This is a genomic window from Phenylobacterium sp., assembly GCF_036502675.1.
Lineage (GTDB): Bacteria > Pseudomonadota > Alphaproteobacteria > Caulobacterales > Caulobacteraceae > Phenylobacterium.
Window position 1 is genome coordinate 25,658 of the sequence record NZ_DASXYF010000017.1, and the last position, 10,193, is coordinate 35,850.

The window sequence follows — 10,193 nt, forward strand, 5'->3', positions numbered from 1 at the left end:
ACAACCGCGCGCGGCGGCGCCCTATTCCGCAGCCGCCATGGCCGCGCTCGCCCCTGCGGCTTGCTGCAGGCGTTCCATCAAGGCGCGCTGCTCCTCCCAGAGCGCTTCCGGCAGGTGGTCGCCCAGCTTTTCATAGGCCGGCGCGATCAGCGCGGCCTCCTCCAGCCAGACCGCCGGATCGACGGTGAGCAGGGTGTCGAGCTGGGCCTGCGTCAGGGTCAGGCCGGACAGGTCCAGGCTGTCGGCCGAGGGCACCCGGCCGATCGGCGTCTCGCGGGCCTCGGCCGTCCCGTCGAGCCGCTCGACGATCCACTTCAGCACTCGGCTGTTGTCGCCGTAGCCCGGCCACACGAAGCGGCCCTCGGCGTCCTTGCGGAACCAGTTGACGAAATAGATCCGCGGCAGCTTCGAGACGTCCGCCTGCGCGCCCAGCGTCAGCCAGTGGGCGAAATAGTCGCCCATGTGGTAGCCGCAGAACGGCAGCATGGCGAAGGGGTCGCGGCGCAGTTCGCCGATACGGTTCTCCGCCGCCGCCGTGCCTTCCGAAGCCACGTTGGAGGCCAGGAACACCCCGTGGCGCCAGTTGAAGGCCTCGGTGACCAGCGGCACGGCGCTGGCGCGCCGGCCGCCGAACAGGATGGCGGAGATCGGCACGCCCTTGGGGTCCTCCCATTCCGGCGCGATCACCGGGCACTGGCTGGCCGGGACGGTGAAGCGGGCGTTGGGGTGCGCCGCCGGCTGGCCAGATCCGGGCGACCACGGCTGGCCGCGCCAGTCGGTCAGGTTCTCCGGAGGCGTGGACGTCAGCCCCTCCCACCAGACGTCGCCGTCGGCGGTCAACGCCACGTTGGTGAAGATCGAGTTGCCCCACAGCGAGGCCACGGCGTTGTGGTTGGTGTCCTCGCCGGTTCCCGGCGCCACGCCGAAGAAGCCGGCCTCCGGGTTGACCGCATAGAGCCGGCCATCCTCGCCGAACCGCATCCAGCAGATGTCGTCGCCGACCGTCTCGGCCTTCCAGCCGGCCAGCGTCGGCTGCAGCATGGCCATGTTGGTCTTGCCGCAGGCGCTCGGGAAGGCGGCCGCGATGTAGCGCACCTCGCCGGCCGGCGCGGTCAGCTTCAGGATCAGCATGTGCTCGGCGAACCAGCCGTCGTCCCTCGCCATCACCGAGGCGATGCGCAAGGCGAAGCACTTCTTGCCCAGCAGCGCGTTGCCGCCGTAGCCGGAGCCGTAGGACCAGATCTCCCGGGTCTCCGGGAAGTGGACGATGTACTTGATCTCGTTGCAGGGCCAGGCCACGTCCGCCTGCCCGGGCTCCAGCGGCGCGCCCACCGAGTGCAGGGCCGGCACGAAGAAGCCGTCCTCGCCGAGTTGGTCGAGGGCGGGCTGGCCCATCCGCGTCATGATCCGCATGGATACGGCGACGTAGGCGCTGTCGGTGATCTCGACGCCGATGGCGCTGATCTTCGACCCCAGCGGTCCCATGCAGAACGGAACCACGTACATGGTGCGCCCGCGCATGCAGCCCTTGAACAGCGATTTGAGGTCGCCGCGCATCTCTTCCGGGTCCAGCCAGTTGTTGGTCGGCCCGGCGTCCTCGGAATCCCTGGAGCAGATGAAGGTCCGGCTTTCCACCCGCGCCACGTCGCGCGGGTCCGAGGCCGCATAGAACGAATTCGGGCGTTTGGCCGGGTTCAGCGGCTTCAGCGTGCCGGCCGCCACCAGCTCGGCGGTCAGCGCCGTCCATTCCGCTTCCGAGCCGTCGCACCAGTGGACGCGATCCGGTTCAGTCAACGCGACGACTTCGCCCACCCAGGCGATCAACTTCGCGTTGCGGGTGGGCGCCGGCGTCAGCCCGGCGACCGTGCCTTTGGTCATGCACAAACTCCTTGGCCACCGTCCGAGCGCGCGCGGCTTACGGCGCGGGGTCTCGACTCGAACTTCAGCCGACTACGTCCTAATTGCATTAAGCCCCGCTGCAAACCGGCCGCCCTCGCGTTCAGTTCAACTCAAATGCGCAATTGCATTGCGAAATCTATATTCACCCGCCGCGCGGCCGGGCAGCGGCGGGGGGGTGCACAACCATAGACCCTCGGCCGTCCTACGCCAATGCCCCCGAAGCGCGCAGCGGTGCATAAAGCCAGGCGCCGTTTCCCGGAACATCGAGGCCTGACTGGGCCTTGGCCGCCGAAACGCCGGGGTGGACGGCCGATGGTCCGCGCGAGGGGAAGTGACGCCGCCCGTGCCCGGGACGCCGCGGCGGAGGCCGAATTCGGGCGCAGGCCACGTCTAGAATTTCAGGCGGCCCAGCCGGCTCGGGTCCGTCAGGTGGCTGTGGCGCAGGTGCTGGGCCAGGATGTGCATGATCGACTGGTGCACGTCCTCGGCCAGCCCGTAGTTGGCCGCGTCGACGTGCAGGGCGAAGTCCGCCACCTCCATGGCTGGGCCGCCGGAGAAGCCGGTCATCGCCACCGTCTTCAGCCCGTTCTCCTTCGCCCAGGCCAGGGCGCCCACGATGTTGGGCGAGGCGCCTGACGAGCTGATGGCGATCAGCACGTCCCCCGGCTCGGCCAGCGAGGACAGCTGGCCGACGAACATCGCCTCGACCCCCACGTCGTTCGCCAGGGCGGTGATCAGCTCCACGTTGGCCGAGAGGCTGTGCACCCTCGGCTTCAGGCCGCTGTCGGCGCGCACGCCCTTCATGCAGTCGCAGGCCAGGTGATTGGCGACCGCCGCCGAGCCGCCGTTGCCGCAGGCGAAAATCGTCCGGCCCCTGGCCGCCTGCTCGGCCAGCATCCGCCCCGCCGCCGACAGCACGTCGCGGTCCAGGCTCGCGGCCGCCAGGGCCAGGCGCTCGAAATAGGCGTCGGCGTAGGCGCCGGCGTCGCCGTAGAGACGGTCTGGAAACAGGCTTGCGTCCGTCATCGGCCCCTCTTTTTCGCGGCTCGCCCCGTGCACGGCCGACGAATCGCATCCGTCCCGCAAAGTTCACTCCCCCATCGCCGAAGGCTAGAGCCGTAGCTCGGACTCTTCTCTGGAGAACATCGCCTTGACGTCGAACATCACGCTCCCGGCCTTGCCGAAAGCCCGGATCGCGGCCGCGCCCAGGTCGCGGAAAACCTGATGGCCGACGGCGACGACGATGGCTTCGTAGGCGCCGGCCGCGGGCTTCGCCACCAGTTCCAAGCCATATTCCCGCATGGCCTCGTCCGGGTCGGCCCAGGGGTCGTGGACGTCCACGCCCGCCCCATAGTCCGCCAGCGCCCGCACCACGTCGATCACCCGGCTGTTGCGTAGGTCCGGGCAGTTCTCCTTGAACGCCAGGCCCATCACCAGCACCCGGGCGTCCTTTGCAGGCGTCCCGCGCCCGGCCATCGCAGCCATGACTTCGGAGGCCACGTGGCCGCCCATGCCGTCGTTGATCCGCCGCCCAGCCAGGATCACCTCAGGGTGGTAGCCCAGGGCCTCGGCCTTGTGCGTCAGGTAGTAGGGATCGACGCCGATGCAGTGTCCGCCGACCAGCCCCGGCCGAAAGTTCAGGAAGTTCCACTTCGTCCCGGCCGCTGCCAGGACCTCGGAAGTATCGACGCCAAGCCGCTGGAAAATCAGCGAGAACTCATTGATCAAAGCGATGTTCAGGTCGCGCTGGGTATTCTCGATCACCTTGGCCGCTTCCGCCACCCGGATGGAGCTCGCGCGGTGCGTCCCGGCTTCCACCACCGAAGAATAGAGCGCGTCCACGAAGTCCGCGGCTTCCGGCGTCGAGCCGGCCGTCACCTTGACGATATTGGCCAGCCGATGCGTCGGATCGCCCGGATTGGCGCGCTCGGGGCTATAGCCGGCGAAGAAGTCGCGGTTGAAGGTCAGCCCCGAAACCTCCGCCACCACCGGCACGCAGTCCTCCTCCGTCGCGCCGGGATAGACCGTGCTTTCGTAGATCACCACGCCGCCCCGGCCGATCGCCGCGCCGACCGTCCGGCTCGCCGCCATCAGGGCGGAAAGGTCGGGGGTCTTGTCGGCGTTGATCGGCGTCGGGACCGTGACGATGAAGACGTTGCAGGCCTTCAGGTCCGCCGGATCGGAACTGAGCTTCAGACCGGTCGCGGCCGACAATTCCTCGGCCGAGATCTCCAGCGTCCGGTCCTCGCCGGCCCGCAGCTCGGCGATCCGCTCGGCCTTGATGTCGAAGCCCACCACCTCGTTCGCCGCCGCGAAGGCCACCGCCAGCGGCAGCCCCACATAGCCCAGACCGATCACCGCGATCTTCGCAGGCGTCTGGGTAAAGGGATTAAGCGGCATCGGGATCTCGCGAGCGGTCAAAGCGTAGCGACTAGCACAGCCGCGACGCCGCGAAACGCCTCGATCTCGCCCAAAGCGCCCTGCAGGAAAGGCGCGTTATCTCAAAACGAAGGTTTTGCGACTATCCCTCCAAAGCCGCCCCGCGATAGGCAATGTTCGGTGGCGAGGCATCGATTTTGGGGCCGGCGCCGCGCGGTATGGTCGCTGGATCGACGGATTCGACCCGGCGGAAGCGGACGCCTCCGATCTTGCAGGCAAAGATGGCAACCGAAACTCCGATATCCCCGGCGCCACTGACGGCCTTGCCGATCAGGGTCGAAATCTTCGAGGACTTTGAGTCTCTCGGCGGTTTCAAAGGCCAATGGAACGCGCTTGCCCAGGCGGTCGCCGCCTCGCCGTCCCTGAGCTTCGAGTATGCCGCCTTGGGCTGGCGCGAGGTCGGCAGCGCGCGCCCCGATGCGGCGCTGCGCGTGCTCGTAGCCCTGGCCGGCGAGGACCTGATCGCTGTTTGGCCGCTCTATGTCGAGACCGGTTCCTGGGGCCGCATGGCAATCCATCTGGGCTGTGGGGGACACGAGGAATACGCCGGTCCGATCGTCGTGCGGGATTCCCGGCGGCGCGAGGCCAGCCGTCTGCTGTTCCGCGCCGCCCGGGACCAGGCCGACGTCCTGATCGTCCACAACATCGCCCATGACAATCCCATCCGGGAATTCCTCGACAGGGCGCCTCTCCTTAAGCACCGCGGCATGATCCGATCGCCCGCTGTCAGCGCCGGCCTTACGACGGACTGGGCGACCTGGATGGCGGCCCGTTCGAAATCGTTCCGCTCGGGCCTGAAATACGATCGCAAGCGCCTGTCGCAGCTTGGCGAGGTGCGCCTGGAGAAGATCGAGGCGCCAGATCGCGTCGATCGGACGGTCGACTGGATCTTCCAGATCAAGCGGCGCAGCTTGGCCGAGCACAATATCACCCGAAGCTGGGTCCTCCATGCCGAGGCCCTGAGGTTCTTCCAGGAGGTCTGCAAGGCCTCCGAGGGGGTGAATGTCTACGCCCTTATGGCGGGTGACGAGATCGCCGCTGCGGCGGTGACCCTCGAATCCTCAAACACCATGGAATATTACCTCACCGCCTATAATCACGACCTCAGCCTCTATTCACCCGGCAATCTCCTGCTGGAGGATCTGATCGCCCTGTGCTTCGCGCGGAAACTGGCCTTCGATTTCCGGATCACTGGCGAATTCTACAAGCTGAGGTGGGCGGACTCCGGCATCGACTATTACGGCTACCATCTGGCCACCACGCCGCGCGGCGCGCCCTTTCTCTTGAAGCATCTTCAGCGGCGGGCGGTCCTGAAGACCAAGCTGTTCATCAAGCGTGCGCTGAAGGGTCTCCGCGGCCGGCTGGCCGCCCCCAAGCCGTCAGCGCCAAAGGCCGGCTAGCGCGTCGCGCCGAGGGCTTGCCTTTGAGGCCGCGCCTCGTCGGCGGCCGGCGCGGGGCCATGCCGCGCCTCGATGTCCCGCTGCAGGGCGTTGGCCGCCATCAGCTGGGCGCGGAACAGCGTGTCCATTGCCCAGCCGATCACCGGAACCTCGCTCATCGCGCTGTTGGCCAGCATGTAGGCGGCCATGCGAACCATCGTCCACGTCGAGGCCTGCGCCTTCGCGCCCTCGTAGAGCAGCAGGCCGGCGGTCCCCAGGCTGTAGATCGAGCCCGCGGCCGGCACCCAGGCCAGCACGCCGTCCAGCCCAAGGCCCCACGGCCCGATCTTGATCAGGTCGTCGGAGAGCTTCTTGATGCGCTCGGCGTTGCGCCAGGCGCGGTGCGCGCGTTCGCGGTCGGTTTCCATAGGCGTTCCAACGTCGCCGAGACGGTCGGGCTCCACAATGCGGCCCCATCCTTTCGCGAGCGTGGACCTATGGCGTCGACGATCTGTCACGCCCATATGCGACGCCAGGCGGAAGGCGGCCTGGCGGCTTTCCGATATGCTAAGGGGTTCCGGAGTATGGGACGACCGACCGGCCGGCAGGCCAGCAGAGACGCGCATGTTCCAGTTTGAAGACGCCAAGCCGAAGACGCGCCCGACGGCGACGCCGCTTCCGGCCGCCGCGGTCGGCGACGAACCGAAGGTGACCCATCGGGTCATGCTGGCCTGGAGCGAGCACTGCGTCGAATGCGCCGCGCCCGCCTGTTATTCCACCTGCGACCTCTATCTCGCCACCTCGGCCGGCAAATGCCGCCGCTTCGAGGACGGCATCGTCCCCAACCACAGCGCCGGCAGCGCCGACGGCCCGGCCGCCGAGGTCCGTTTCCGGCGCTGGGGCAAGCTCGAGGCCCAGGGCAACGGCGCGCTCATTCCGGTGGAGACCGTACGGCGCCGCGAACGGCTTCTGACCCTGGCCACGCCGGCCGCCGCCCGCGTCGGGCGCGGCATCGCCCGCGTCACCGGCCAGTCCCGCTGGGCGACCGCCATGGAGGCGCTGCACAAGCGCATCAACGACCGGCTGCAGGCCGCCGACGACCATACCGCCCTGCCCGACGCCTTCCTGGCCGAGATCGTCAACCCCGGCGACGCGCCGGTCCGCGTCATCCTGACCGCGACGGTGGACAAGCTCCGCCTGAACCGCGACGTGCGCACCGATCAACTGCCGCGGCCGATGAGCCTCGCCATCGAGGCCCAGCCCGGCTTCTCTCGCCACGTCCTCCCGGTCGGCGACATGCGCGACATCCTGATGTCCGGCCTGCCCTTCAACCTGGCCCTGACGCCGGCGGACGGCGACGACGTGCACCTGATCTTCCGTCGCCTGGACCTGGTGGCCCTGGAGAAGACCGCTGGGGCGCCGAAAGCCACGGCCGAGGCCACGGCCAAACCTGCCGCCAAGCCCGGCAAGCTGGTGATCTTCGACCTCGACAACACCCTGTGGGACGGCGTGCTGCTGGAGGGCGAGGTCGCGCTTCGGCCCGGCATCGCCGACCTCTTCCGCACCCTCGATGAGCGCGGCGTGCTGATCTCGGTCGCCAGCAAGAACGCCCATGACGACGCCATGGCCAAGCTCGAAGCCCTGGGCCTTGCGGACTATGTGCTGCACCAGCGCATCGGCTGGGGCCCGAAGTCGGAGAGCGTCGCCCAGATCATCGCCGCCATCGACATCGGGGCCGACACCGTCCTCTTCGTCGACGACAATCCCTTCGAGCGGGCCGAGGTGGAAGGCGCCGTCGCCGGCGTCGAGGTCCTGCCCGACACGGTCATCGCCACCCTGGCCGACAATCCCCGCCTGCAGGGCGCCGTGACCAAGGAATCCCGCGGTCGCCGCGAGATGTACCGCCAGGCCATCGTCCGCGAGCAGACCGCCGAAGGCTACGGCGACGACTACCTCACCTTCCTGCGCGACTGCGACATCCACGTGGAGATCCGCCGCGACCGGCCGGAAGACTTCGACCGCGTGGTCGAACTCGTCCAGCGCACCAACCAGCTCAACTTCTCGGGCCGGAAATACGATCGCGAGGCGATCAGCAAGATCCTCGGCGAGGACCGCGAACGCCACGTCGTGGTCTGCCGCGACAAGTTCGGCGGCTACGGCACGGTGGGCTTCTGTCTCTCCAGCCGCGAGCCGGCGCCGGGCGGCGGTGAGAACGTGGTGATCGAGGACTTCATGCTGTCCTGCCGGGTGCAGGGCAAGTTCATCGAACAGGCGCTGTTCTGGCATCTCGCCGAGGGGCCCGGGAAGACGCCGGCCAAGGCGGTGGTGGTCAATTTCAAGCGCACCGACCGCAACCGCGCCGCCGAGATGGTGCTGGAGAAGCTGGGCTTCGCGCCCGACGCCGACGGGCGCCTGCGCCGCGACCTGCAACCGGGCGACCTCGCCGTCGACTTCCTTACGATCGAGGCCTGAGGCGCCGCTTCAGGCTGGACGCCATCGGCATCCAGTCGAACGCCCCGCGGGTCTTCAAGGCGAAGAGGCCCGGCGCGTCGCCCGGGTCGGCGCCCGTCCGCCCCCGCGAGGTCGCGGTGTCCCCGGCCGCGATAGCCTGCGGCGCCACCGTGTAGACGAAGCGGTAGCCCGCCTGCCGCGCCAACTCGACCACCCGCGCGTCATGGTCGCCGTAGGGAAAGGCCAGCGTATCGATGGTCCGCCCGAGCAGGCCCTCCAGCGCCGCGCGCGAGGCCCCGAACTGCTCGCCAACCTCCTCGTCCGACAGCTTCGTCAGGTGCGGATGGCTGACCGTGTGCGAGCCGATGGCGATCAGGTCGCTGGGCAGGGCGGCGATCTCCTCGGCGGTCATCACGACCTCGTCGCGGTCGCCGCTGGTCTCCATGCGCCAGCCGGGCTGGCGGCCGAGGTTTCCGGTCGGCACGTAGATGGTGGCGGGCACCCCATGGCGCGCCAGAGCCGGCAGGGCGTTCTCCCGCACCGAGCGAAAGGCGTCGTCGAAGGTCACCGCCACGTTCGGCCGGTCGATGGCCAGCGGCCCGGTGTGGTCGGGCGCGACGATGTTCGCCGTGCGCTTCAGATAGGCCATCTGGGTGTCGAAGGCGGCGGCCTGGGCCGCCGGCACGGCGTGGTAGTAGAGGATCGTCAGCTTGGGCGCGGGCCGGCTCAGGCGCGAACCGGCGTCCCAGGCGACCGCGATCGCCGACTTGACCCCGCTCTTGAGGCTCACGTGCGCGCCTTCGGCGGCGCGTCGTAGCCGGCGAGCCATTCGCCGCGCCGGCTCCAGACCTCGCGCCACTTCGCCCCCGAGGCGCCCGGCTCATCGCGGCGTCCGGAAATGAAGCGCGACCCCACCAGCCGCAGGCCCGACCACAGCAGCATCAGCGCCTTGCCCAGCGCCACCGCCGGCGGGCTCCAGTGTTTGCGCATCAAGGTCACGCGGCCGCGCACGGTGCGCACGATCTTGTCGACGCCGGTCACCTCCGACACGCCGCCCATGTGGACGATCTCCGCTTCGGGCGAGATGCCCGGGCGTGCGCCGAGCGCCTTGGCGCGCAGGCAAAGGTCCGCCTCCTCGGCGTACATGAAAAAGGCCTCGTCGAAGCCGCCGAGCCGCCGCCACAGGGCGGTGTCGATCATGAGGAAGCAGCCGGTGACGACATCCACATCGGCCACCTTGTCGCGCTTCCAGTCCCCGTAGGCCTCCGAACTGAAAAGGCGGCTGTTCGGGAACATGTGCGTCAGGCCGAGCGCCGAGCAGAGCAGGCTCCACAGGGTCATGCGCCGCCAGCAACTGGTCGGGTTGAGGGTCAGGTCGGGGAACAGGGTCCGGCCGCCCCAGATTCCCCGCTCGGGCTCCCGCTCGGCAAACGCCCAGTGCCCGGCGTGGCTGTTCTCCAGCGTCACCGTGTCCGGGTTGAGCAGCAGGAGCCGGCGGCCGCGCGCGCGCTCCGCGGCGATATTGTTGGCCTTGGCGAAACCCACGTTCGTCGGGTGGGCGATCAATTCGACCTGAGGGAAAGCCTTGGCGATCGCCTCGGCGCTGGCGTCAGGCGATTTGTTGTCGAGGACGATCACCTCGAAGTTCACCGGTGGCGGGAAGCGGAACAGGCTCGCCAGCGCCTCGAGCGTCAGCACCTTGGTGTTGTAGCTGATGACGATGATCGACAGCTCGACCGGCTGGTCGTCCTTGGGGCCGACGAACGCCATCAAGCCCTCGCCGGCGGCAGACGCTGCCAGACCTTGCCCAGTTCCAAGGCCACCTCATCGAGGAACGCCCAGGGCGACGGGTCCAGGAAAGCCGGCATGTGCGATTGCGCCGCCCAGCCGGCGTCCGGCGCCGCCTCGAAGTCGCGGCAAGCCTGGGCCAAGGCGTTGGCGATGGTCAGCCCGTCGATGTCCGGCGCGGAGATGATGTTGTCGTGCGCCGTCGCCAAGTCCTTGTTGGCGTAGCGATTGGTGACC

General features: G+C 68.7%; 9 protein-coding genes. 2 read left to right on the forward strand and 7 right to left on the reverse strand.

What is annotated here, in order from left to right:
- Window positions 1-21 precede the first annotated feature (21 nt).
- The 3 genes from VGL30_RS02380 to VGL30_RS02390 form a co-directional block, all read right to left on the reverse strand.
- Window positions 22-1,878 carry a phosphoenolpyruvate carboxykinase (GTP) gene (locus VGL30_RS02380; protein WP_331536383.1) on the reverse strand — a complete coding sequence of 619 codons (1,857 nt, stop codon included), beginning with the start codon at window positions 1,876-1,878 and terminating at the stop codon, window positions 22-24.
- A 411-nt stretch (window positions 1,879-2,289) separates the two neighbouring features.
- Window positions 2,290-2,925 (reverse strand): SIS domain-containing protein, encoded by a 636-nt coding sequence (locus VGL30_RS02385; protein ID WP_331536386.1) that lies wholly within the window; start codon window positions 2,923-2,925, stop codon window positions 2,290-2,292.
- Between the two features lie 84 nt (window positions 2,926-3,009).
- Window positions 3,010-4,299: a nucleotide sugar dehydrogenase gene (locus VGL30_RS02390; protein ID WP_331536388.1), complete on the reverse strand. Its 1,290-nt coding sequence runs from the start codon at window positions 4,297-4,299 to the stop codon at window positions 3,010-3,012.
- A 152-nt stretch (window positions 4,300-4,451) separates the two neighbouring features.
- On the opposite strand from VGL30_RS02390, the gene VGL30_RS02395 reads away from it, so the two are divergent.
- Entirely contained in the window at window positions 4,452-5,738 is a 1,287-nt protein-coding gene (locus tag VGL30_RS02395) for a GNAT family N-acetyltransferase (RefSeq protein ID WP_331536390.1), read from the forward strand.
- On the opposite strand, the gene VGL30_RS02400 is transcribed toward VGL30_RS02395, so the two are convergent.
- Window positions 5,735-6,145 carry a DUF4112 domain-containing protein gene (locus VGL30_RS02400; protein WP_331536392.1) on the reverse strand — a complete coding sequence of 137 codons (411 nt, stop codon included), beginning with the start codon at window positions 6,143-6,145 and terminating at the stop codon, window positions 5,735-5,737. The two genes, VGL30_RS02395 and VGL30_RS02400, sit on opposite strands and share 4 nt — an antisense overlap.
- A 196-nt stretch (window positions 6,146-6,341) precedes the next feature.
- On the opposite strand from VGL30_RS02400, the gene VGL30_RS02405 reads away from it, so the two are divergent.
- Window positions 6,342-8,189, forward strand: a complete 1,848-nt coding sequence (locus tag VGL30_RS02405; protein ID WP_331536394.1) for an HAD-IIIC family phosphatase — start codon at window positions 6,342-6,344, stop codon at window positions 8,187-8,189.
- On the opposite strand, the gene VGL30_RS02410 is transcribed toward VGL30_RS02405, so the two are convergent.
- The 3 genes from VGL30_RS02410 to VGL30_RS02420 all read right to left on the reverse strand — a co-directional run.
- Window positions 8,173-8,958: a polysaccharide deacetylase family protein gene (locus tag VGL30_RS02410; RefSeq protein ID WP_331536396.1), complete on the reverse strand. Its 786-nt coding sequence runs from the start codon at window positions 8,956-8,958 to the stop codon at window positions 8,173-8,175. The genes VGL30_RS02405 and VGL30_RS02410 overlap by 17 nt on opposite strands.
- A complete protein-coding gene (locus tag VGL30_RS02415; RefSeq protein ID WP_331536398.1) occupies window positions 8,955-9,938 on the reverse strand; it encodes a glycosyltransferase family 2 protein in 984 nt (327 codons plus the stop codon). The genes VGL30_RS02410 and VGL30_RS02415 overlap by 4 nt, the downstream gene beginning before the upstream one ends.
- Window positions 9,938-10,193 (reverse strand): hypothetical protein (locus VGL30_RS02420; protein ID WP_331536401.1); only part of this gene is annotated, 256 nt, incomplete at its 5' end. The genes VGL30_RS02415 and VGL30_RS02420, both read right to left, overlap by 1 nt.

Excerpts from the sequence above, each read along its gene's own strand:
- VGL30_RS02405 (WP_331536394.1), top strand. The coding sequence starts at position 6,342 with ATGTTCCAGTTTGAAGACGCCAAGCCGAAGACGCGCCCGACGGCGACG.
- VGL30_RS02390 (WP_331536388.1), bottom strand. The coding sequence starts at position 4,299 with ATGCCGCTTAATCCCTTTACCCAGACGCCTGCGAAGATCGCGGTGATC.
- VGL30_RS02380 (WP_331536383.1), bottom strand. The coding sequence starts at position 1,878 with ATGACCAAAGGCACGGTCGCCGGGCTGACGCCGGCGCCCACCCGCAAC.
- VGL30_RS02395 (WP_331536390.1), top strand. The coding sequence starts at position 4,452 with ATGTTCGGTGGCGAGGCATCGATTTTGGGGCCGGCGCCGCGCGGTATG.
- VGL30_RS02385 (WP_331536386.1), bottom strand. The coding sequence starts at position 2,925 with ATGACGGACGCAAGCCTGTTTCCAGACCGTCTCTACGGCGACGCCGGC.
- VGL30_RS02415 (WP_331536398.1), bottom strand. The coding sequence starts at position 9,938 with ATGGCGTTCGTCGGCCCCAAGGACGACCAGCCGGTCGAGCTGTCGATC.
- VGL30_RS02400 (WP_331536392.1), bottom strand. The coding sequence starts at position 6,145 with ATGGAAACCGACCGCGAACGCGCGCACCGCGCCTGGCGCAACGCCGAG.